Origin of the sequence: Haloprofundus salinisoli, assembly GCF_020097815.1 — an archaeon.
Classification (GTDB): Archaea; Halobacteriota; Halobacteria; order Halobacteriales; family Haloferacaceae; genus Haloprofundus; species Haloprofundus salinisoli.
On sequence record NZ_CP083663.1, the window covers coordinates 2,860,890 to 2,882,275 of the forward strand.

Sequence of the window (21,386 nt, forward strand, 5' to 3'; positions counted from 1 at the left end):
TATTAAATGTCCACCCACTCGGCGTCGGTGGCGTGGTCTTTGATGAACTGTTTTCGCGGTTCGACGGCGTCGCCCATCAGCACGTTGAACATGCGGTCGGCCTGGGCGGCGTCCTCGATGGTGATCTGCTTGAGGATGCGGTTGTCGGGGTCCATCGTCGTCTCCCACAGCTGCTCGGGGTTCATCTCGCCGAGCCCCTTGAACCGCTGGATGCGCGTCGGATTCCCGTTGCACTTCTCCTCGATGATGCGCTCGCGTTCCTGCTCCGTCATGGCGTCGTACGTCTCGCCGCGGTAGCGGATGCGGTACAGCGGCGGTTGCGCCGCGTAGACGTAGCCGGCCTCCAGAAGCGGCTTCATGTGACGATACAGGAGCGTCAACAGGAGCGTTCGGATGTGCGCGCCGTCGACGTCGGCGTCGGTCATCAGGATGATCTTGTGGTAGCGGGCGTTCTCGACGTCGAACTCCTCGCCGATTCCCGCGCCGATGGCCGTGATGAGCGCGCGAACCTCGTTGTTCTCCAGAATTCGGTCCAGGCGGTGCTTCTCGACGTTGAGAATCTTCCCGCGCAGCGGGAGGATGGCCTGGTTGTGCCGGTCGCGGCCCTGTTTGGCGCTGCCGCCCGCGGAGTCACCCTCGACGATGAACAGCTCGGACTCGGCGGGGTCGCGGGTCTGACAGTCGGCGAGTTTGCCGGGCAGCGCCGTCGATTCGAGCGCGCTCTTGCGGCGCGTCAGTTCTTCGGCCTTCTTCGCTGCTTTCCGGGCCTTGGCGGCCTCGGCGGCCTTGCGGATTATCGCCTGCGCCGTCGCCGGGTTCTCCTCGAAGTACGTCGAGAGGTGCTTGTGCGTCGCGCTCTCGACGATGCCGCGGACCTCCGAGTTGCCCAACTTGGTCTTCGTCTGCCCCTCGAACTGCGGGTCGGGGTGTTTGACGGAGATTACCGCGGTAAGGCCCTCTCGGACGTCCTCGCCGCGGAGGTTGTCGTCTAAGTCGTCGATGAGTCCCTGCTTGCTCGCATAGTCGTTGACGACGCGGGTGAGCGCCGTCTTGAATCCGGTGAGGTGGGTGCCGCCTTCGCGAGTGCTGATGTTGTTGGCGAAGGCGTGTATCGAGCCCTGGAGCTCGTCGGTCGCCTGCATCGCGACTTCGACCTGGATGTTCTGGTCTTCGTCTTCGAAGTAGACGACGTCGTCGTGGAGGGCGGTCTTCGTCTCGTTGAGGTACTCGACGAACTCGCGGATGCCGCCGTCGTAGTAGAACGTCTCCGACTCCTCGGAGCGCTCGTCGGTGAGCGTGATTTCGACGCCGGAGTTGAGAAACGCCAGTTCGCGGAGGCGAGTGGCGAGCGTGGAGAAGTCGAACTCCATCGTCTCGAAGATCTCGGAGTCGGGCCAGAACTGAATCGTCGTTCCGGTGGTCTCGTCGGCCTCGAGGTCGCGGACGCGTTCGAACTCGCCTTGGTCGGGCTCGCCGCGGTCGAAGCGGTGCTTCCAGACGCCGCCGTCGCGCTTGATTTCGACTTCCAGCCAGTGCGAGAGCGCGTTGACGACGGAGACACCGACGCCGTGGAGGCCGCCGGAGACCTGGTAGGATTTGTTGTCGAACTTCCCGCCTGCGTGGAGGACGGTCATGATGACTTCGACCGCCGGGCGGTCGTACTGTTCGTGGGTGTCGACGGGGATGCCGCGGCCGTTGTCGGAGACCGACACCGAGCCATCGTCGTGAATCGTCACCTCGATAGCGTCACAGTAGCCCGCGAGGGCTTCGTCGATGGAGTTGTCGACGACTTCGTAGACCAGATGATGCAGTCCACGAACGTCTGTAGAACCGATGTACATCGCCGGACGTTTCCGGACGGCTTGCAGGCCCTCGAGGACCTGAATCTGCCCAGCGCCGTACTCGCTGTCTTGGGACATAGAATCTACTTCAGCTAAGATACCGCCCTCCTTAAAGCCCTCGCACGCGCGGGCGCGCGGACACCAAATAGACCACAGAGGCTGCAATCAGTCTCCGAGTTCGGACGCAGAGCCCGACAGAACGTCTCCGTTCGTCGCCTCCGCGTGTCGGCTTCGTCGCATCGATACGGATGGTCACCCTCGAATAGTTTTCGGGCGGCAGAGGCTCGGAACGCCCGCGACTCTCGGGCGGCCGAAGCGTTCTCGTTCAGACCCGTGGAAGGGTGTTTTGGCCATCGAACCCCGGGGGTAAACCCGAGACGACCGGACTCTATGGGAAATCGGATTACTCTCTCCCCCGAGACGGTCCACGAGAGCGATATTTCGGTGTGCGAACGGCTCTCGCACCGCAGTTTTCACTTTCACTCCGGTCCCGAACAGGTTTTAACCGTCCCGTTGATAACTGGATTCACAGAATGACCTCGTTTCAGTCGACACTCGGCGACGAGGCGGGAATCGCCGACGAGCTGGCGCAGAACCAGCGGTCGATCTCCATCGCCGAGTTCTTCGAGAAGAACAAACACATGCTCGGCTTCGACAGCGGGGCCAGAGGGCTCGTCACTGCGGTCAAGGAGGCCGTCGACAACGCCCTCGACGCCACCGAAGAAGCCGAAATCGCTCCCGATATCTACGTCGAAATCGCGGAGGCGGGCGACTACTACCGCCTCGTCGTCGAAGACAATGGGCCGGGTATCACCAAAGAGCAGGTCCCGAAGGTGTTCGGGAAGTTGCTCTACGGCTCTCGCTTTCACGCCCGCGAGCAGTCCCGCGGACAGCAGGGTATCGGTATCTCTGCGGCGGTCCTCTACTCGCAACTGACGAGCGGGAAACCCGCGAAAATCACCTCCAGAACCCAGGGAAGCGCCGACGCGCAGTACTTCGAGCTCGTCGTCGACACCGACAAGAACGACCCCGAGATCCGTGAGTCCCGAGAGACGTCCTGGGACCGCCCCCACGGCACGCGCATCGAACTGGAGATGGAGGCGAACATGCGCGCCCGCCAGCAACTGCACGACTACATCAAGCACACGGCGGTCGTCAACCCCCACGCGCGCTTCGAGCTCCGCGAACCGGGACTCGACGCGCCGCTGAAGTTCGAGCGCGCGACCGACCAGCTCCCCGCCAAGACCGAGGAGATTCGCCCGCACCCCCACGGGGTCGAACTCGGGACGCTGCTCAAGATGCTCGGCGCGACGGACTCGTACTCGATTTCGGGCTTCCTCCAGGAGGAGTTCACCCGCGTCGGCCAGAAGACGGCGACGAAAGTTCTGGATAACTTCCGCGACAACCACTACGGCCGCGAGATGTCGTGGCCCGCCGTCGCCGACGCCGACGACCTCGAAGCCGCCATCGCCGACGCCGTCTCCAGAAAGGGTCCGGACGCGACGGCGCAGTTCGCAGGCGGCGTCGCCGACGTGCTGACCTCCCGCGAGCGGACGAGCCACCACGAACTCGCCGATATCGTCGCCAACGTCGCCGAGACGGTACAGGAGGAGACGGGGAAGACGTTCGGCGAGACGGTGAGAGAGAACGCCGTCGACGCCGCGTGGGCCGAACTGACGCGCCACGAGGAGACCGACGAGGGCACCGAGTCGGCGCTGGTCCCGTCGATACACGCTGCCGTCGACTCGGCGACGAGCACGCAGAAGGACGACGCGACGGTCCACGGCCTCGCCGAACGCCTCGCCCGGAAGTTCGCCGCGCTCGACGACGGCCGACACCGCCTCCCGCGGAAGGAGCTCCGCGCGCTCGTCGACGACGCCGCCGACGCCACCGTCGAGTACGACGACGCGGCGTTCGGCGAGACGGCCCGCGAGAACGTCACAGACGCGCTTTGGAACTCGATGCGGACGGTTCCCGACGACGCGCCCCCGGTGCGCGAGGTGGCGGACGACCGCGACGCCGCGAGCGACCTGCTCGAAGCGATGCGCGTCACCGACATCCTCGCGCCGCCGACGGAGTGTCTCTCGCCCATCACCGCTGAACTGGTCGAGGCGGGGCTCCGAAAGGAGTACGACGCCGACTTCTACGCGGCGGCGACCCGCGACGCGGAGGTCCACGGCGGCGACCCGTTCATCGTCGAAGCCGGCATTGCCTACGGCGGCGAACTCGCCGCCGAGGGGAGCGTCGACCTGCTTCGGTTCGCCAACCGCGTCCCGCTGGTCTACCAACGCGGCGCGTGTGCGACGACCGACGTGGTCAAGCAGATCGGCTGGCGAAACTACGGACTGGACCAACCCGGCGGCAGCGGGATGCCGAACGGCCCCGCGGTCATCATGGTCCACGTCGCGTCGACGAACGTCCCGTTCACGAGCGAGTCGAAGGACGCGCTGGCGAACATCCCGGCCATCGAAGACGAGATCGAGCTCGCCATCCGCGAGGCCGCCCGCGAGCTGAAATCCTACCTGAAGAAACGGCGCTCGATGCAGCAGCGCCGCCAGAAGCAGAACGTCCTCGGGACGATTCTCCCCGAGATGGCCGACAAGGTGGCAGAGGTGACGGGACGAGAACGTCCGAACATCGACGGCGCGATGGCCCGCATCATGAACAACGTGAGCGTCGAACGCCGTCTCGACGGCGACGAAGTGACGCTCACCGTCCGAAACTACTCGGACCGAAGCGAGGAGTTGGACATCACGGACATCGTCTCGATCGAACCGCAGGGTCTCAACGGCGAGGCGAACGTCGTCGACTTGGACGGCGAGTGGTTCGTGCAGTGGAAGCCCGCGGTTCCGTCGGGCGAGACGGCGACGCTGACCTACACGGTCGGCGCGGACGCAACGTTCGACATCGACGTCGACGGTGTCGAGACGGAACGACTCACGGTGAACGCCTGATATGAGTTCGAACACGGAGATACAAGACGAGAAAGCCCGCGAGCGTCTCATCGACCTCGCGGCGGAGTTCTACGACCAGTTCGCCGGCGGGCAGATTCCGGAGATGCAACTGCCCACCCGGACGAAGAGCAACATTGAGTACGACGAGGACAGCCACGTCTGGGTGTACGGCGACCGGACGAGCACTCGCAGCGCCAACAGCGTTCGCGGCGCGCGGAAACTGCTCAAAGCCATCTACACCATCGACTTCCTCTCCCAGCAGTTAGCGGAGGACCGCTCCTCGACGCTGCGTGAGTTGTACTACCTCTCGGAGTCGTGGGACTCCGAGGAGGCGGGCTTCAACGACCAGGACGAGTCGAATCAGCTGGTCGAAGACCTCGAAATCGTCTCGAAGGTCACCCGCGAGGACTTCCACATGCGCCCCGAGGAGTCGGGGGCGACGCTGATGGGACCGCTGCGCATCCGCGAGCAGACGCGAAGAGGCGAGCGCGAGATTCACTGTCAGGAGGACGTCGGTGAAGGTGGGTATCAGATTCCGAACAACCCCGACACCATCGAGTTCCTCGACCACGACATCGAGTTCGTCCTCTGCGTGGAGACCGGCGGGATGCGCGACCGACTCGTCGAAAACGGCTTCGACGAGGACCACGGCGCGATGGTCGTCCACCTGAAGGGTCAACCCGCCCGCGCGACCCGCCGCATCACGAAGCGCCTCCACGACGAACTCGATCTGCCCGTCGTGGTGTTCACTGACGGCGACCCCTGGTCGTACCGCATCTACGGCTCCGTCGCCTACGGCTCCATCAAGTCCGCGCATCTCTCGGAGTATCTGGCGACGCCCGAGGCGAAGTTCGTCGGCATTCAACCGCAGGACATCGTCGACTACGATCTGCCGACGGACCCGCTGTCGGACTCCGACGTCAACGCACTCGAGAGCGAGTTGGACGACCCGCGGTTCCAGACGGAGTACTGGACCGAGCAGATAGAGCTCCAACTCGACATCGGCAAGAAGGCCGAACAGCAGGCGCTCGCCTCTCGGGGTCTGGACTTCGTCACCGACACCTACCTTCCCGAGCGACTCGGCGAGATGGGTATCTTCTGAGTCGACGGCGACTCCCTTCCGGCGCGAGGGACCCGTCGACGCCGTATCGGTAGACGCTTCTGTCGGTTCTCGCAAATAGTGAACCGATGAGCAGAGGGGCCGACCCCGCCCGTCGCTCCGAGACCGTCGGAGCTGCGCTGGTCGTCGTCTCCGCGTTCGGTTTCGGCACGCTGGCGGTGCTCGGACAGTTCGCGTTCGACGCCGGGCTGAACGTCCCGTCGGTGCTCGTGCTGCGCTTTACGCTGGCGACAGTTCTCGTCTGGACTCTCCTCGCCGCGCGCCGACGCCGGTCCGACGCGTCCGAGCGACTGCGACTCCGCGGACGACTCTTTCTCACCGCAGTTGGACTCGGCCTCGTAGGATACACTGGACAGAGCGCGCTGTTCTTCTGGGGACTCGAATATCTCACCGCCGGCGTGACGACGTTGGTGCTCTACACCTACCCGGCGTTCGTGCTCGTCCTCTCGGCGCTGGTTCTCGGCGAACCGCTGACGCGACGGCGACTGGTTGCCCTCCCGCTCGTGCTCGGCGGGGTGGCGCTCGTCGCGGGCGTCGACCCGGCCGGCGTCTCGCCCGTCGGGGTCGTCATCGTCCTCGGGTCGGCACTCGTCTACTCCGGCTACATCGTCGTCAGCCGCGTCGCCCTCGCGGACACCGACGGCCTCCTGCTCGCGGGGCACGTCCTCCCGGCGGCCGCCGTGTCGTTTTTCACCTACGGGACCGCCACCGACTCGCTGGCGTTGCCGACGACAACCGACGGGTGGTTGGCAGTCGCCGGTATCGCCGTGCTCTCGACCGTGGTCCCCGTCGTGACGTTCTTCGGCGGACTCCGGCGAATCGGTGCCTCGCGGGCCGGCCTCGTCAGTACGGTCGAACCGATAGTCGCCGTCGTACTCGGGGTGCTCCTGCTCAGCGAACCCTTCCCGCCGACGACGTTCGCCGGCGGCGCGCTCGTCCTCGTCGGCGTCTGGCTCATCCACGCAGAGTCAGGCTGACTGGTCAGGCCGTCTCGCGGAGTTTGCTCGGTGCCCGGTCGGCGGTCGACGCGTCCACGGCTTCCTCGGCCGCACAGCGGCGACAGTAGCTGTTCGACCCTTCCTGATGCGTCTTCACCGGAACCCCGGCGAGGTAGGTCTTCTCGGCGAACGTCCGCGTCACGCCGCCGCGGGCGCGCTCACCGCAGACAACGCAGCGCTGGGTCTCGTCGGCGGGTTCGGTGTCGATCTGTTGCTTTCGGCCGAACGTGGTGAGCGACTGCGCTCTGTTCAGTCGGTCCCGAATCGGCGGGAACAAGAGAAGTCCGGCAGCCAGGAGCGACGTTCCGAGCACCAAGCCGCCGACGCCGGAGATGCCAGTGGAAAACACGGCTATCGACATGAACACGAGCAGGCATCCGACGACGACGCCGCCCGCCGTCGCGAGGTCGACCCCCCAGTTCGAGCGGCTCTTCGACCGGCCGTCGACCCACCGCTCGGTGCCGTCGGCTCTCAGTTCCGCCCGCGACGCGCCGGGCGAGTAGCGATACCACGCGTAGACGGCGTTGCCGAGACCGTAGGTGAAGACGAACAACAGGACGTGGACCGGAATCGACCCGACCCCGCGCTTCTTGACGACGACCCGGTCGCCGTAGTCCTGTTCTATCTCCCAGCCGTGGACGGTGTACTCGCGGACTCGCTGCCGGAAGGACGACAGCGTTGCGTTCGGGCCCGACTCGGTGGAGGAGGAGACGGCCGTTCCGCACTGCGAACAGAACGACGCCCCCGACGTGAGACGAGCGCCGCAGTCCGCACAGAAGTTCGGCGTCTTCGATTCGGGAACCATCACCGAAAATCGACACGCAGGAAACAAGTAATTTGTGTGACTCGACTCGCCGCTCAGTCGAGTCTCGCCATCGCTTCGGTTCGACCGCGGAGGAACTGCTCGATGGTCGCGTCGGCGGTCGCTTTCCGTTCTTGGAGCGCGCCGTGTCCGGTGCCGCCGAGCAGCGCGAGTCGGCCGTCGGGGATCCCGGCGACCGTCTCGCGCAGTATCTCTTCGGTGAAGAAGTGGTCGTGCGCGCCGCCGATGACGAGCGTCGGCGCGTCGATGTCGACGAGTCGACGCCTCGTGTCGTGTTCCAGGCAAGCGCGACAGGAGACGTGCACGTCCGAGCCGACGATGGGGTCCGGAACCAAGACGTCGCCGAACAGTCGAAGCAGCGGCGGGTAGAAAAGCGATCGATAGCCGCCGTACGTCACGGCGACGCTGTCGAGGAGAATCTCGCGCCAGTCGTCCCGTTCGGCCCACGACGACCACCGACCGAGGGTGTCGGCACCCTGCTGGCCGACGTAACAGCCGCTGACGCCGAGGACGAGACGCCGAGTCAACTCGGGGTAGTCGGCGGCGAAGTGCTGGGCGATCAGCCCACCCATCGAGAGGCCGAGAATCGACGCCGACCCGATGTCTGACACCACCTCCGCGTAGTCGGCGGCCATGTCGCGGGTCGTGTGACCGGCGGGCATCCCCCGCGGGCGACTGATGACCCAGACGGTGAACTCGTCGGTGTAGCGGCGGTACGCGTAGTTTACGAGCAGCTCGGCGACCAAGCGAGAGGGCTCGCGCCCCGAGAGGGGGTCGCTCAGCCCCGGAAAGACGACGAGTTGGCGCGGCCCGTTACCGACTCGATGGTAGGGGTGTCGCCCGTCGAGATGCCCGTAGTCGATGCGGTTACGCATGAAGTTCACCGCTCGTCGAGGACGACGGGGACGCCCCGCGACGCGACGTCGGCAGCGAACGCGTGCGAATCGGTCTCCAGGTCCTCGAACGTGTCGTAGTGGATTGGGAGGACGAGGTCCGGGTCGAGCGTCTCCGCGAGGTCGGCGGCCTCCTCGCGGTCCATCGTGAACGCGCCGCCGATGGGCGGCAGAAACAGTGACACCTCCAGCTGCTCGTGGCCCTCCAGCACGTCGGAGTCGCCCGGCCAGAAGACGGTTCGGCCGCCCACCGCGAGGAGATAGCCGACGCCGAACCCCTCCGGGTGGTAGGGGTCGCCGTTCTCGCGGGTGTGGGGGCCGTCGGGTTCGTTGTACGCCGGGAGCGTCCACACGTCCGCGCCGTCGACCGAGAATCGGTCCTCCTGACCGAGCGTCACCACCTCGTAGTCGAGTCGGTCGAGCGGTGTCACGTCGCGGTCGGTGTCGTCGGCCTCGATGCCGCCGTAGGCGACGACCGTCGCGTCCTCCTTTGCGACACGCTCGATGGCGTCGGAGTCGTAGTGGTGAACGTGCGTGACGCAGACCAAATCGCCGTCGCCGAACGGCGACGAGCCTCCGGTCGCGTCGCTCCCGGAGACGCCGTCCTGCGCGTCGTAGTCGTCGAGGACGCCGTAGCGACCGGGGTCGAGGTAGACGACGAACCCGTCGGGCGTCTCGATTCTGACCGTCGCGTAACCGAACCAGTCGACGGTGAGACCGTCGTGTCGAATCGTCATACAGTGTGAGTCGAAGCGCGCCGGGATAAATCTCGCACGTCTTCGCAGTCGCTGTGAGTCGCCCGACGGCTCTCGTCGCGGCGCACGAACCTCCCCTCCGCCATCGCCTGGGGCGGGTTCGTCCTGCAGTTACTGCCTCTCGGCGAGTCGTTCGACCCGCGAGAGCGTGTCGGCGTCGGCGGGCGTCTTGTCTTCGCGCACCGAGAGAAATCGCGGGAACCGTAGCGCGTACCCCGACGAGTACGTCGGCGAGGTCTGAATCTCCTCGTAGCCGACCTCGAACACCGTCGAGGGCCGAAGCTCCACGTCGCGGCCGTCCTGCGAGATGATCTCGGGTTCGAGGCGTTCGGTCAACTCCGCGAGTTGTTCGTCGGTGATGCCAGTGGCGACTTTCCCGAGCGTGCGGTACTGGCCGTCCTCGTCGCGCGCCGAGAGCAGAAACGTCCCCAAAAACTGCGCGCGCCGCCCCTCGCCCCACTCCGCACCCGTGACGACGAGGTCGAGCGTCTCTACGTCCGGTTTGCGTTTCAGCCAGTGTTTCCCGCGGTTGCCCGGCGAGTACGTCGACTCGGGATCTTTCAGCATGATGCCTTCGTGTCCCGCGTCGAGTGCATCGGCCTCGAAAGCGGCTATCTCGTCGGCGTCGTTCGAGCGAAGCAGCGTCGAGACGGCCGCGTCGTCGTCAACGACGTCGGCGAGTCGGTCGTGGCGCGTCACGAGCGGCTCCGTAAGCAAGTCGTCGCCGTCGGCGTGCAGGCAGTCGAAGGCGTGCAACCGAAGCGATACCTCCTCGCGCATCCGCGCGACGTCGTGTTTCCGACGGAATCGACGCAGAACCTCCTGGAAGGGGAGCGGGTCGCCCCCGTCGTCGACGGCGACGACTTCGCCGTCGAAAATCGCGGGCACGTCGACGGAGCGTTCGACGAACTCGACGATTTCGGGGAGGGCGTCGGTCACGTCTTCCATGTTGCGCGAGAACACCGACACCGCATCCGATTCGGCGTCGTCTCCGTTATCGCCGTCGTCTCCGCCATCGCCGTTGTCTCCGCTTCCGCCCTCGACGCCGTCGGTCCGGCGGTGAATCTGGACCCGCGCGCCGTCGTACTTCGTCTCGACGGCGGCCTCCTCCCACTCGTCGAGGGCGTCGGTGACACTGCCCGCCTGCGCGAGCATCGCTTGCACCGGCCGGCCGACTTCGAGCCCCATCGCGTCTAATCCGCCGACGCCGTCGTCGCGGGCGACTTCGGCGACGTGGCCGTAGTCGTTCGACACCTGTAGCGCGCGTTCGACGCTCTCGGCGGGGACCTCGAACGCCTCCGCGACGGCGTCTCGAACCGCCCCTTCGCCGACGCCGATGCGCATCTCCGAGAGGACGATTCGCGCGAGGTAGCGCGCCTCGTCCGGACTCGCGCGGTTGAACAGGCCGAAGAGGGTGTCGACCTTGCGGTCTTGGCTGCCCGACCCCGCCGCCGCGGCGAGCGCTCGAAGCGTCTCGTCCACCTCGGTGACGGTCAGGTCGGCGGCTCCTCCGGCCCCGAACGCGGCGAGGCCCTGTTGGCCGCCGAACTCGTAGCTGGCGGCGACGGCACCGATTTCGCCCGTTTCGGCGAGTCTCGACTCCACGTCCGCGGCGTCCACGTTCCGGCCGGCGGCGCGCGCGATAGCCTCGTAGCAGAGACTCGGCCCGATATCGAGCGTCGCAGACCGCCACGCGGGAAAGACGCGCCCCTGGACGAATCTCGCCACGATCGGCAGTTCCGGCCCGGCCTCCCGAAACGTCTCCGCCAACAGCGAGACGATTTCGAGGTCCGCCGACTCCGCCTCGATAGCCGCCGCCCGGTCTGCAAACGCCGCGAACTCCATCGCAGGGCGGTACTCACGTCCCCGATTTAACTACCTCGTCTCGGCGGCGACGCGGTCACCACGCGACTATTATTCCATCTCCACAGATATTCTTTTAAAAAAGAAAGTAGGAGCGTTCTTATGTTGAACTCTCATTATCTCAGGTATGCATCGGAGGCGGTTTCTGGCGCTTGCGAGCGGTGCTCTCGCCGGAGTCGGGGGTTGTACGTCCCGCGATACGCGGACCGTCGATACGACGAGCGAACCGACGGAGACCGAAAACGGCGTCATCGACGCGCTCGCGGGCAACGACAGCGGCGGCAGTAGCGACGAGGATAGCCCCGACATCGTGGTCACCTCCCACGAACTCGTCACCACCGACGACACCTACCGTCAGGCGGCGGCTGTCCTCGCACTGATGGAGAACGTCGGACCCGCCCCGTCCGGCGGCGTCCGCGTGACCGCGCGCTTCTTCGACGAGGACGACAATCCGCTCGACGTCGCCACCGAGTATCTCATCGGTCTCAACCCAGGCGAGACGTGGAAGGCGTACATTCCGTACTACGACGACGGGGTGAACGTCGCCTCGCACGAGCTCGAAGCGGCGTTCCAGGTCGAACCGCTCCCGCGCCTCCCGGAGGGAATCGAGCTCCTCGACAGCCAACTCGACGCCGAGGACGTCGAAGCCGAACTCACCGGCCGAGTCCGCAACGTCGGCGAGGAGGCGCACGGCTATCTCAAAGCCGAGGCGAAGTTCTACGCCGACGAGACGACGGTTCTCACCTCGAACTACGCGAGCACGACCAACCTCGAAGCCGAGGCCGAGTGGCCCTTCACCGTCACCTACCTCCCGTACGCCGACGAGTGGGCCAGTCCCATCACCGACTACGAGTTACACGTCGTCGACAGCCCCTACTGAACGGCCGAGGCCGCCGCACTTTAGACGCTCCTCCGCGCATGAGGCGGTATGGAGAAGACGTTCGCGGAACGCGTGTCGGAGGTACTCGACGTCGACACCGACGAGTTCCGCGCCCAGGCCGCGGCCGACGGCGAAGTCGTCAAAGAGGAGTTGGCGGCCGGAACGTTCGACAACCACCAGTCCATCGTCGGCTTCGAGTACGAGTTCTACGCCGTCGCCGACGGCCGGTGGACCGAGTCGACCGACGACGTGAACGCGCTGATGCGCGTTCCCCGCCGACTGCTCGAACTCATGGGCTTCGAGAAGGAGCTCGGCCTGCACAACGCCGAGATGTCGACGAGCCCCCAACCGTTCGGCCCGTACGGCATCCGCGCGCAGGAGTCGGAGGTGCAGGCGCGGCTGGCGGCGGCGCTCGACTGCGCCGCTGCCGAGGGGATGCGCCTCGTCAGCGACGCGATGTGGACGATTCCGCCCGCCGGCGAGACGGCCCGGAGCTACCTCGCCGACAGCGTCGTCGACGACGGCGTCCGCATCGCGACCAACATGAGCGACTCCGTCCGCTACCACGCGATGGCCAACACCTCGGAAGCGGCCGAGAGCTTCACGGTCGACGCGCCGAACGTCGATTTAACCGCCGACACGGTGATGCCCGAGAGCCTCATCACCTCCATCCAGCCGCACTACCAGGTCGCCCACGCCGCCGACCTCCCCGTCTACCACAACTACGCGCTCCGCATCGCCGGGCCGCTGCTGGCGCTCGGCGTCAACTCGCCATTTTTCCCGCCGGATCTCTACGAGGAGGGCGTCGACGCCGAGACCATCCTCGCCGACGCGTGGGACGAACACCGCATCGCCGTCTTCGAGTCGGTGTTGAACGACGAGGGCGACGACAAGGTGGCGTTCCCCGAGGACCTCGATTCGGTCGAAGAAGCGGTCGACAGTGTCGTTCTCGACTCCACGCTCGTGCCGATGCCGGTCGAACGCGGCGACCGGTTCGACGACGCGTTCGCGACGCTGCGGACGAAACACGGCACCTACTGGCGTTGGGTCCGTCCGGTGTTCGACGGGCCGACCCGCTCGGCGGCGAACGCCCGCATCGAGTTCCGCCCGATTCCCGCCCAGCCGACGGTCCGCGACTCCATCGCCTTTCAGGCGGCCTTCGCGGGGCTCATGGAGGCGCTGCCGCGGCGCGAACATCCCGTGCTCTCGCTCGACTGGGAGCGGGCGCGCGAGAACTTCACCGCCGCGACGCGGATGGGTCTCGACGGCGGCCAGCGCTGGATCACGAACGACGGCCAGGAGACGACGAACCCCGTCGAACTCTACCGCGACCTGTTGGCGCACGCCCGCTACGGCCTCGAAGTGTCGGGCTTCTCGGAGACGGAGGCCGAGCGCTACATCGCGCCGCTTCAGTGGCGCGTGAACGCGATGGAGACGCCCGCGACGTGGAAACGCAGAGAAGTGAGAACGCGACTCGACGACGGGGCGTCGCTGGACGAGGCTATCACGGGAATGCAGCGGGCGTACATCGAGGCGCAGGAGGAGACGCTGTTGGAGGGGTCGTTCGCCGACTGGACGTAGCGCACTCGTCCGGTTCTTCGGGGGAAATCGTGAATATCGGTCGCTCCGACTGCTGACCATGGTCGACATCGGAGACGACGCACCCGAGTTCACCGTGCCGAAGGCCGGCGGGGAGACGTACAACGACCTCGAAGAGTTCACGTTCTCAGACGCCGTCGCGGACGGACCGACCGTCCTCGCGTTCTACCCCGCGGCGTTCACGAGCGGCTGTACGGCGGAGATGTGCGCCTTTCGGGACTCGATGGGACTGTTCGATGACCTCGACGCGCAGGTGTACGGCGTCAGCGTCGATCTGCCGTTCTCGCAGAACATCTGGATACAGCAGGAGGGACTCAACTTCCCGATGCTCTCGGACTGGAGACACGACGTCATCCACGCATACGACGTGGTGCTCGACGACATGTACGGCATGATAGAGGTGGCCCAACGCAGCGTGTTCGTCGTCGATACCGACGGCGTCGTGACGTACCGGTGGGTTCGAGACGGAGAGAACCCCGACTTCGATGCGCTCGTCTCGGAGACGAGAGACGCCGTCGAGGAAGCCGCGTTCGCGTCGGACTGAGAAAAATCGGCGTTCGAGCGGTCAGTGGTCTCGTTCGCCGCTTACAGCAGCGCGTTGATGTCCTTGTGGCGCTCGATGTCGACGCCGTCCTCGGTGACGACGGCGATGTTGATGCCGTTGCCGGAGGCCAGGTCGCGTTCGACGGCGCTCTTGATGGAGCGGGTCGCGACTTCCTTCGCATCGTCGATCGAGAGGCTGTCGTCGTACTCCTGTTCGAGCACACCGAGGGCGTACTGCGAGCCCGACCCGCTGACGGTGTACTCCTCTTCGGTGGTGCCGCCGGCGGGGTCGATGCTGTAGACGTGCGAGCCCTCGGAGTCGACGCCGCCGAGGATGGGGCTGACGATGAGGAAGCCGCCCGAGCGCAGGAAGTTGCCGACGAGCGTCGACAGCGCGGTCATGCTCATCTCCTCGCCGCGACGGGCCTCGTAGAGGCGCGTCTCCGCGCGGAGCGAGCGGATGAGCGACTGCGCGGCCGACACCGACCCGGCGATGGTGAGCGCGCCCGTCGGGTGAATCTCTTCGACCTTCTGGACGTCCTTGCTCGCCACCATGTAGCCGGCGCTGGCGCGCATGTCAGTCGCAAGGACGACGCCTTCTTCGGTTTTGAGGCCGACGGTGGTCGTTCCGGTCTTCATCTCGCCTTCGCGCGGTTCCGACGACTGCCCGGCGTTCGGAAACTCGCCGAGTTCCGGCCCGAACACTCGTGAACGGTCACCGTCGAGGGGACTGTCGCTCCCAGAGAAATCCGATGTCGGTGGACGCATTACCTCCACTTGCGCGGCCGCGCAGATAAATGCACCTCTTCACTCGCTCGTTGCCGCCGTCGCGGCAGTGGATTCTCGCGGTCGCGGTACTGTCGCTGCTGGCCGATTAAGCGCGAAAAACGACGTTCTCGGGCTTACTGTGTAGCGGCGTTCTCGTAGGCGGTGCCAACGGTTTCGACGAGACGGCCGACGGGGAGTCGAACGCCGAACTGCCGAACCACGAGCGTCAGTGGGAGGAGCGCGATACCTAGGGCGAGCGTCAGGTGGTACAGGGCGAACAGGCTGATACGGGACAGCGATTCGAACATTGCCTACTCCGCGGTCCATCACGCCCATATATAAGTCTTCTTGGTCGTCTCATCCGCCGAAGCCGACGCCTGCTTGCGATTAAAGTATATTTGTATCTCTTACAAACGAGGTTGAATTTGTGGCAACCACGACGGATACCGTCGGTGAGCAACCCCTGTCCCACGCATAACTTACGGAGATAATCCGCCGAGGTGTTTCGCCCGCGCTCGCCCGCCCTCCTCGCCGAACGGTCGGTCACGACCGAATCACAAGACACGAAACCCCCTATCCCTACCTACGGGTATGAGCAACTACCTCGTAGCGATGGAGGCGGCCTGGCTCGTACGCGACGTGAAAGACATCGACGACGCCATCGGCGTCGCCGTCAGCGAAGCGGGCAAGCGCCTCAACCAGCAGAACAAGGAGTACGTGGAAGTCGAAGTCGGCGCGACGCCGTGTCCGGCTTGCGGTGAACCGTTCGACTCGGCGTTCATCGCGGCCAACACGGCGCTCGTCGGCCTTCTCCTCGAGATCGACGTCTTCAACGCCGACGGTGAGAAGCACGCCGCCCGCATCGCCAAGAGCGAAGTCGGCGGCGCGCTCCGCGACGTCCCGCTGTCGGTCATCGACATCGTCGAGACCGAAGAAGAGGACGAGTAACACGGTCACGGCGTCGACTGCTCGCCCGCTCGACGCACCGCCGGCCGTGGTGCGGATAGCCGAAACCTTTTCAATAACCGCTGGTTATCAGCGGATATGGAACTTCCGACGCCTCAGGACCTGCGCGAACGCAGGAACACGCTCGGGTTGACCCAGAGCGCGCTGGCGGACGCTGCCGGCGTCTCCCAACCGCTCATCGCTCGCATCGAAGGCGGCGACGTCGACCCTCGTCTGTCGACGCTCCGCCGCATCGTCGAGGCGCTCGACGAAGCCGAAGGCGACGTGCTCCGCGCCGGCGACATCATGAACGAGACGGTCATCCACGTGGAACCCGACTCCTCGGTCCGCGAGGCAGTCGAGGCGATGGAAGACGAGGCGTACTCGCAACTCCCCGTACTCCAGTCGGGGATTCCGGTCGGCTCCATCAGCCAGTCGGACGTCATCCACGGCGGTGACAACGTCGGTGACAAGCCGGTGAGCGAACTGATGAGCGAGTCGTTCCCCACCGTCGCCCGCGACGCTACCGTCGACGAAGTTCGCAACCTCTTGGACCACTACAAGGCCGTGATGGTGACCGAGGGCGGCGAGACGATCGGCATCATCACCGAGGCCGACGTGGCCGCGCAGCTCTCGTAATCGCTTCTCAGTTCCCATCCGCCGTTCCGGACGTTTTTGTACGAAGACGGGACCACCTCGCCGCGTGACCTGACGAGTCGGCGCAGCGCGGCCGAGGCGGGAGCACGGCGAACCCGCTGCGCCTCCGGAGTCGCCCGTTCGCCGTCTGTCCGCCATCCGTTCTCCCCGTGAGCGTCGCCGTCGGCCGAGCGCTTACAGCTCCAGCCCGCGAATCGAGACGCCGCCGCCGTCCTCGACGCGGCCGACGACGTGCCCGTCGGTCGCCTCCGCCAGCGCCTCGGCGTCTTCGAGGGCGAGCGCCGCGACGAACCCGGTGCCCATGTTGAACGTCCGATGCATCTCCTCGTCGGAGACGTTACCCTCCGACTGGACGAACTCGAAGACGGCCTGCGGTTCGAAGGCGTCGTCGACGACGTAGTGGTTGTCGCCGAGCCGTTCGAGATTCGTCCATCCGCCACCGGTGACGTGGGCCGCGCCGCGGACGCCGTGGTCGCGCATCGGTTCGAGCAGGTGAGTGTAGAGCCGCGTCGGTTCCAACAGCGCCTCGCCGACCGTCTCGTAGCCGCCGCCGGGGAAGGCGTCGTCGTAGTCGTGGCTCTTCGTCGCCGCCTTCCGCGCGAGCGTCAGCCCGTTGGAGTGGATTCCCGACGAGCGGAAGCCGACCAGCGCGTCGCCCGGTTCGGCGCGGCCCTCGAAGATGTCGCCTTTCGCCGCGAGTCCCGCGCACGTGCCCGCGAGGTCGAGTCCGTTGATGACCTCGGGCATCACCGCCGTCTCGCCGCCGACGAGTTCGACGCCCGCCTCGTCGGCTCCGGCCGCGAGCCCCTCGCCGACCTGTTCGGCGAACGTCTCGTCGGGTTCGTCGACCGCGAGATAGTCGACGAACGCCACCGGTCGCACGCCGGCGGCGACGAGGTCGTTCGCGTTCATGGCGATACAGTCGATGCCGACCGTCGAGTAGTCCGAGAGCGCCTCCGCGACCAGCAGTTTCGTCCCGACGCCGTCCGTCGCCAGCGCCAGATACCGGTCACCGATGTCCAGCAGTCCGGCGTAGTCGCCCTCGCTGTCGCCGACCGCAGATACGAGCGCGGCCGTCGCCGCCTCGCTCGCCCCGATGTCGACGCCGGCGTCCGAGTACGTGAGTTCCTCGTCGTCTCCCATGCGCGAACCCCCGCGGTGGCTCCCCAAAAGCCCACCGCTCGCGGGTCGCACACCGGTGCGCCGGTACGCTACGCGTAACAGAAACGCATCGACACTCAGTTCCGTGATAGGCGACGCCAACTTCGAGGAAAGCCGACGCCTACTCGCGTCTGTCGAGGAGTTGGCAGGCCCTAAACCGCCGCTTCGAACGGACGAGTGGCGAACCGGAGAACGCGAGACGGCACGCCGACCGGCCCTGTGCGAATCACTCGCACGGACGGTAGGAACAGACAACTTTCGAGAACAGTTCTCAACGATCTCGTATTTATAAACCAGGGAAAGCCGTCGAATAGAACGCCGTCCATGGCAAGTGCGCCTTCAACTGCCGACCGCCGTATCACTCGCCCCGCAGACGTTCGGTTCGGCCCCACGGTTCGTGCTGTCGCCACCTCGGTGATCCGTTTCGTCGCCTTCTGGTTGGCGGTCGCACTGCCGTTCTGCCAGCTCGCGCTGGTCGTCGGGGGGTTAGCCGGCGACAGGTCGCTGGTGCTCGTCGCCCTTCTCGGTGTGAACGCGCTCGCACTCGTCGTCGGGCACAACTACCGGAGACGGTGACGCCGCCGAACGCGTCACCTTCCTAACGGAACCTCGACGAGAGCCATCTCGTCGCCGTCGACTACCGAGTTCAGTACCGCTTCGAGCTCCGCCCACGACTCGGGGCGGTAGCCGTCGACGCCGAAACTCTCGGCGAACGCGACGAAGTCGGGGTTGGTGAGTCCCGTTCCGAACGCCTCGCCGGTGTGTTCGCGCTGCTTCTCGGAGATGAGCCCGTAGTCGTCGTCGTTGAACACCAAGACCGTGAACCCGAGACCGAGACGCGTCGCCGTCTCCAGTTCCGCGCCGTTCATCAGGAACCCCCCGTCGCCGGTGCCGACGACGACGTTCGAGTCGAGCGCCAGATCGGCGGCGACGCCGCCGGGGACGCCGATACCCATGCTCGCGAGGCCGTTCGAGACGATGCAGGTGTTCGGCTCGAACGTGGGAAACTGGGTCGCGATGGCCATCTTGTGACTCCCCACGTCGGAGATCAGCACGTCCTCGTCTGCCATCGCGTCTCGGAGGTACGGGAGCACGCCGGCGACCGAGAACGGGTCGTCGTCCTCGGGCGTCTCCAGCGCGTCGGCCAGCACCGTCTCGTGTATGTCGGCACACCACGTTCTCCACGTCTCGTCGACCGTCTCTTCGAGGCGCTTGAGCGCCATCGAGATGTCCGCGACGATTTCGACGTCCGGATTGTAGTGCTGGTACACCTCGGCGGGTTCGTGGTCGACGTGGACCACGTGAGTGTCGGTGTTCGGGTTCCAGCGCTTCGGGTCGTGTTCGGCGATGTCGTAGCCGACGGCGACGACGCAGTCGGCGCGCTCCATCGCCGCCTCCGCCTCGCCGTCCGGGCCCGAATCCAACGTCATCAGCGAGTGGGCGCTGCGGTCCGACACCGCGCCCTTCCCCATGTACGTCGAGGCGACGGGGACGTCGGTCGCCTCGACGAACGACCGGAGGCGGTCGGCGGCGTTGGCCCGGACCGCGCCGTTGCCGGCGAGCACGATGGGTCGATCGGCGGTCGACAGCAGGTCCGCGGCGCGTTCGACCGACGCCGCGTCCGGGTCGGATCGCCGGACTTTGTCGCGGACCGCAAGCGGTTCGTAGTCGACGGCCTCGGCGGCGACGTCCTCCGGAAATTCGAGATGGGTCGCGCCGGGTTTCTCGTACTCGGCGAGTTTGAACGCCTTCCGAACGGACTCGTTGATGATCTCGGTGTCGTTCAGCTGCGTGTTCCACTTGACGACGGCCTCGAACGTGTGGACGATGTCGAGCGCCTGGTGGCTCTCCTTGTGGAGTCGTTCTCTTCCGCCTTGCCCGGTGATGGCGACCAGCGGCGACTTGTCGAGGTGGGCGTCGGCGACGCCGGTGATGAGGTTCGTTGCGCCGGGCCCGAGCGTGGCGAGGCAGACGCCGGCCTCGCCGGTCAGACGGCCGTGGACGTCGGCCATGAACGCCGCCCCCTGTTCGTGTCGCACCGGAACGAACCGAATCGAGGAGTCCCGAAGCGCGAACAGCACGTCCTCGAGTTCCTCACCCGGAACGCCGAAGACACAGTCGACGCCCTCCGCTTCCAGACAGCGGACGAGTAGGTCAGCGGCCTTCATTCCGAGATGGTGTCCAGATTGGTTTTCGAGTCGCCGTGCTGGACCCAGACGGTCTTCTGATTGACGAACTCTCGGACGCCGTGCTCTGAGAGCTCGCGGCCGTAGCCCGAATCTTTGACGCCGCCGAACGGTACCCGCGGGTCGGATTTGACGATCTCGTTGACGAAACAGCAGCCGGCGTCGAACTGCCGGGCGAACCGCTCCCCCCTCTCGGGGTCGCCGGTCCAGACGCTCGCACCGAGCCCGAACGGCGTGTCGTTGGCCCGCTCGATGGCCTCTTTCTCGCTGTCGACACGCCACAGCGACGCGACGGGGCCGAATATCTCGTCGTGGGCCGCCGGCGTCCCATCCGGGACGTCAGAGAGGACCGTCGCCGGGTAGTACGCCCCCTCTCGATCCATCGGTTCGCCGCCGGTGAGCACCGTTGCGCCGGCGTCTGCCGTCTCTTCGACCTGTTCGTGGAGGCTCTCCATCAGGCTCTCTTGGGCCTGCGGGCCGAGTTCCGTCTCCTCGTCCATCGGGTCGCCGACGGTGAGCGCCTCCATCTCCTCGACGAACCGTTCTTCGAAGTCGTCGTACACCTCGTCCATCACGATGAACCGCTTGGCCGCGATGCAGGACTGGCCGTTGTTCTGCACCCGGCCGTAGACGGCGCTCCCGACCGCGCGCTCGATATCGGCGTCGTCGAGGACGACGAAGGGGTCGCTCCCCCCGAGTTCCAACACCGACTTCTTCAGGTTCTCGCCTGCGGCCGACCCGACGGCGCTCCCGGCGGCGGCGCTGCCGGTGAGCGTCACGCCCGCCAAGCGATCGTCCTCGATGATGCCGTTCACGAGATCAGAGCCGATGAGAAGCGACTGAAACGCGCCGTCGGGGAAGCCGGCTTCCGAGAACACGTCTTCGATGGCCTTCGCACAGCCGGGGACGTTCGAGGCGTGTTTCAGGAGGCCGACGTTGCCCGCCGCGAGGTTCGGCGCGGCGAAGCGGAACACCTGCCAGAACGGGAAGTTCCACGGCATAATCGCCAAAATCGGTCCGAGCGGTTCGTAGCTCACGAACGCGTGTGCGTCGGCTTCTGTACCAATGACCTCGTCTTGGAGGTGTTCTGCGGCCGTCTCGGCGTAGTAATCGCAGACCCACGCGCACTTTTCGACCTCCGAACGCGCCTGCGAGATGGGTTTGCCCATCTCGCGCGCCATCAGTTCGGCGTACTCGTCGACGTTGTCGCGGAGCACGTCGCCCGCCTTCTTCAACAGCGAACAGCGGTGGGTGAAACTCGTGTCGCTCCACTCCTCGAACGTCTCCGTCGCGGTGTCGAGGGCGTTGTCGACGGTCTCCTCGCCGTCGTCGCGGTACGTGTCCAGTTGCTCGCCAGTCGTCGGATTGACGCTCTCCATGGCTTCGATGACGGACGCGAG

General features: G+C 66.0%; 19 protein-coding genes. 9 read left to right on the top strand and 10 right to left on the bottom strand.

The features are described 5' to 3' along the window. Window positions 1-2: 2 nt before the first annotated feature. Window positions 3-1,919, bottom strand: a complete 1,917-nt coding sequence (gene gyrB, locus LAQ73_RS15040) for a DNA topoisomerase (ATP-hydrolyzing) subunit B (protein ID WP_224269073.1) — start codon at window positions 1,917-1,919, stop codon at window positions 3-5. Window positions 1,920-2,374: 455 nt separating this feature from the next. On the opposite strand from gyrB, the gene LAQ73_RS15045 reads away from it, so the two are divergent. From LAQ73_RS15045 to LAQ73_RS15055, 3 genes are all read left to right on the top strand, one after another. Then, window positions 2,375-4,795: a DNA topoisomerase VI subunit B gene (locus LAQ73_RS15045; protein WP_224269074.1), complete on the top strand. Its 2,421-nt coding sequence runs from the start codon at window positions 2,375-2,377 to the stop codon at window positions 4,793-4,795. Between the two features lies 1 nt (window position 4,796). Continuing rightward, window positions 4,797-5,897 (top strand): DNA topoisomerase IV subunit A, encoded by a 1,101-nt coding sequence (locus LAQ73_RS15050; protein WP_224269075.1) that lies wholly within the window; start codon window positions 4,797-4,799, stop codon window positions 5,895-5,897. An 86-nt stretch (window positions 5,898-5,983) separates the two neighbouring features. Further along, window positions 5,984-6,892, top strand: a complete 909-nt coding sequence (locus tag LAQ73_RS15055; RefSeq protein ID WP_224269076.1) for a DMT family transporter — start codon at window positions 5,984-5,986, stop codon at window positions 6,890-6,892. A gap of 4 nt (window positions 6,893-6,896) precedes the next feature. Here the strand turns inward: LAQ73_RS15055 and LAQ73_RS15060 are convergent, their stop codons facing one another. From LAQ73_RS15060 to ligA, 4 genes are all read right to left on the bottom strand, one after another. Next, on the bottom strand, window positions 6,897-7,718 hold the full coding sequence (locus LAQ73_RS15060; RefSeq protein WP_224269077.1) for a DUF8108 domain-containing protein: 822 nt from the start codon (window positions 7,716-7,718) through the stop codon (window positions 6,897-6,899). A gap of 53 nt (window positions 7,719-7,771) precedes the next feature. Next, window positions 7,772-8,611: an alpha/beta fold hydrolase gene (locus LAQ73_RS15065; RefSeq protein ID WP_224269078.1), complete on the bottom strand. Its 840-nt coding sequence runs from the start codon at window positions 8,609-8,611 to the stop codon at window positions 7,772-7,774. Between the two features lie 5 nt (window positions 8,612-8,616). After that, a complete protein-coding gene (locus LAQ73_RS15070; RefSeq protein WP_224269079.1) occupies window positions 8,617-9,366 on the bottom strand; it encodes an MBL fold metallo-hydrolase in 750 nt (249 codons plus the stop codon). 129 nt (window positions 9,367-9,495) lie between these two features. Next, complete coding sequence (gene ligA, locus LAQ73_RS15075; RefSeq protein WP_224269080.1) at window positions 9,496-11,229, bottom strand: ATP-dependent DNA ligase LigA; 1,734 nt, start codon at window positions 11,227-11,229, stop codon at window positions 9,496-9,498. A 145-nt stretch (window positions 11,230-11,374) separates the two neighbouring features. Here ligA and LAQ73_RS15080 point away from each other — a divergent pair, with 145 nt between their 5' ends. Genes LAQ73_RS15080 through LAQ73_RS15090 form a run of 3 tightly spaced genes read left to right on the top strand, consistent with a single transcriptional unit; the run spans window position 11,375 to window position 14,270 of the window. Then, complete coding sequence (locus LAQ73_RS15080; protein WP_224269081.1) at window positions 11,375-12,127, top strand: FxLYD domain-containing protein; 753 nt, start codon at window positions 11,375-11,377, stop codon at window positions 12,125-12,127. Between the two features lie 48 nt (window positions 12,128-12,175). Next, window positions 12,176-13,708: a glutamate-cysteine ligase family protein gene (locus tag LAQ73_RS15085; protein ID WP_224269082.1), complete on the top strand. Its 1,533-nt coding sequence runs from the start codon at window positions 12,176-12,178 to the stop codon at window positions 13,706-13,708. Window positions 13,709-13,766: 58 nt separating this feature from the next. Then, entirely contained in the window at window positions 13,767-14,270 is a 504-nt protein-coding gene (locus LAQ73_RS15090) for a redoxin domain-containing protein (RefSeq protein WP_224269083.1), read from the top strand. Between the two features lie 41 nt (window positions 14,271-14,311). Here the strand turns inward: LAQ73_RS15090 and psmB are convergent, their stop codons facing one another. After that, a complete protein-coding gene (gene psmB / locus LAQ73_RS15095) occupies window positions 14,312-15,037 on the bottom strand; it encodes an archaeal proteasome endopeptidase complex subunit beta (protein ID WP_224269084.1) in 726 nt (241 codons plus the stop codon). 134 nt (window positions 15,038-15,171) lie between these two features. Next, complete coding sequence (locus LAQ73_RS15100; RefSeq protein WP_224269085.1) at window positions 15,172-15,345, bottom strand: hypothetical protein; 174 nt, start codon at window positions 15,343-15,345, stop codon at window positions 15,172-15,174. A 283-nt stretch (window positions 15,346-15,628) separates the two neighbouring features. Between LAQ73_RS15100 and LAQ73_RS15105 the strand changes: the two genes are divergently transcribed. Together LAQ73_RS15105 and LAQ73_RS15110 are read left to right on the top strand one after the other, a co-directional pair. Further along, window positions 15,629-15,985, top strand: coding sequence for a DUF555 domain-containing protein (locus tag LAQ73_RS15105; RefSeq protein WP_117591109.1), 357 nt, complete (start codon window positions 15,629-15,631; stop codon window positions 15,983-15,985). Between the two features lie 96 nt (window positions 15,986-16,081). Further along, the gene (locus tag LAQ73_RS15110; protein WP_224269086.1) at window positions 16,082-16,621 is read left to right on the top strand and encodes a CBS domain-containing protein; all 540 of its coding nucleotides are present in this window, start codon (window positions 16,082-16,084) and stop codon (window positions 16,619-16,621) included. 192 nt (window positions 16,622-16,813) lie between these two features. On the opposite strand, the gene purM is transcribed toward LAQ73_RS15110, so the two are convergent. After that, complete coding sequence (gene purM / locus LAQ73_RS15115) at window positions 16,814-17,782, bottom strand: phosphoribosylformylglycinamidine cyclo-ligase (RefSeq protein WP_224269087.1); 969 nt, start codon at window positions 17,780-17,782, stop codon at window positions 16,814-16,816. Window positions 17,783-18,124: 342 nt separating this feature from the next. Between purM and LAQ73_RS15120 the strand changes: the two genes are divergently transcribed. Continuing rightward, on the top strand, window positions 18,125-18,376 hold the full coding sequence (locus LAQ73_RS15120; protein WP_224269088.1) for a DUF8028 family protein: 252 nt from the start codon (window positions 18,125-18,127) through the stop codon (window positions 18,374-18,376). 14 nt (window positions 18,377-18,390) lie between these two features. On the opposite strand, the gene LAQ73_RS15125 is transcribed toward LAQ73_RS15120, so the two are convergent. Both LAQ73_RS15125 and LAQ73_RS15130 read right to left on the bottom strand, forming a co-directional pair. Continuing rightward, window positions 18,391-19,968 (bottom strand): acetolactate synthase large subunit, encoded by a 1,578-nt coding sequence (locus LAQ73_RS15125; RefSeq protein WP_224269089.1) that lies wholly within the window; start codon window positions 19,966-19,968, stop codon window positions 18,391-18,393. Beyond that, on the bottom strand, window positions 19,965-21,365 hold the full coding sequence (locus LAQ73_RS15130) for an NAD-dependent succinate-semialdehyde dehydrogenase (RefSeq protein ID WP_224269090.1): 1,401 nt from the start codon (window positions 21,363-21,365) through the stop codon (window positions 19,965-19,967). The genes LAQ73_RS15125 and LAQ73_RS15130 overlap by 4 nt, the downstream gene beginning before the upstream one ends. Between the last annotated feature and the right edge of the window lie 21 nt (window positions 21,366-21,386).

Coding starts and splice junctions, on each gene's coding strand:
- gyrB (WP_224269073.1), bottom strand. CDS start 1,919: ATGTCCCAAGACAGCGAGTACGGCGCTGGGCAGATTCAGGTCCTCGAG.
- LAQ73_RS15045 (WP_224269074.1), top strand. CDS start 2,375: ATGACCTCGTTTCAGTCGACACTCGGCGACGAGGCGGGAATCGCCGAC.
- LAQ73_RS15050 (WP_224269075.1), top strand. CDS start 4,797: ATGAGTTCGAACACGGAGATACAAGACGAGAAAGCCCGCGAGCGTCTC.
- LAQ73_RS15055 (WP_224269076.1), top strand. CDS start 5,984: ATGAGCAGAGGGGCCGACCCCGCCCGTCGCTCCGAGACCGTCGGAGCT.
- LAQ73_RS15060 (WP_224269077.1), bottom strand. CDS start 7,718: ATGGTTCCCGAATCGAAGACGCCGAACTTCTGTGCGGACTGCGGCGCT.
- LAQ73_RS15065 (WP_224269078.1), bottom strand. CDS start 8,611: ATGCGTAACCGCATCGACTACGGGCATCTCGACGGGCGACACCCCTAC.
- LAQ73_RS15070 (WP_224269079.1), bottom strand. CDS start 9,366: ATGACGATTCGACACGACGGTCTCACCGTCGACTGGTTCGGTTACGCG.
- ligA (WP_224269080.1), bottom strand. CDS start 11,229: ATGGAGTTCGCGGCGTTTGCAGACCGGGCGGCGGCTATCGAGGCGGAG.
- LAQ73_RS15080 (WP_224269081.1), top strand. CDS start 11,375: ATGCATCGGAGGCGGTTTCTGGCGCTTGCGAGCGGTGCTCTCGCCGGA.
- LAQ73_RS15085 (WP_224269082.1), top strand. CDS start 12,176: ATGGAGAAGACGTTCGCGGAACGCGTGTCGGAGGTACTCGACGTCGAC.
- LAQ73_RS15090 (WP_224269083.1), top strand. CDS start 13,767: ATGGTCGACATCGGAGACGACGCACCCGAGTTCACCGTGCCGAAGGCC.
- psmB (WP_224269084.1), bottom strand. CDS start 15,037: ATGCGTCCACCGACATCGGATTTCTCTGGGAGCGACAGTCCCCTCGAC.
- LAQ73_RS15100 (WP_224269085.1), bottom strand. CDS start 15,345: ATGTTCGAATCGCTGTCCCGTATCAGCCTGTTCGCCCTGTACCACCTG.
- LAQ73_RS15105 (WP_117591109.1), top strand. CDS start 15,629: ATGAGCAACTACCTCGTAGCGATGGAGGCGGCCTGGCTCGTACGCGAC.
- LAQ73_RS15110 (WP_224269086.1), top strand. CDS start 16,082: ATGGAACTTCCGACGCCTCAGGACCTGCGCGAACGCAGGAACACGCTC.
- purM (WP_224269087.1), bottom strand. CDS start 17,782: ATGGGAGACGACGAGGAACTCACGTACTCGGACGCCGGCGTCGACATC.
- LAQ73_RS15120 (WP_224269088.1), top strand. CDS start 18,125: ATGGCAAGTGCGCCTTCAACTGCCGACCGCCGTATCACTCGCCCCGCA.
- LAQ73_RS15125 (WP_224269089.1), bottom strand. CDS start 19,968: ATGAAGGCCGCTGACCTACTCGTCCGCTGTCTGGAAGCGGAGGGCGTC.
- LAQ73_RS15130 (WP_224269090.1), bottom strand. CDS start 21,365: ATGGAGAGCGTCAATCCGACGACTGGCGAGCAACTGGACACGTACCGC.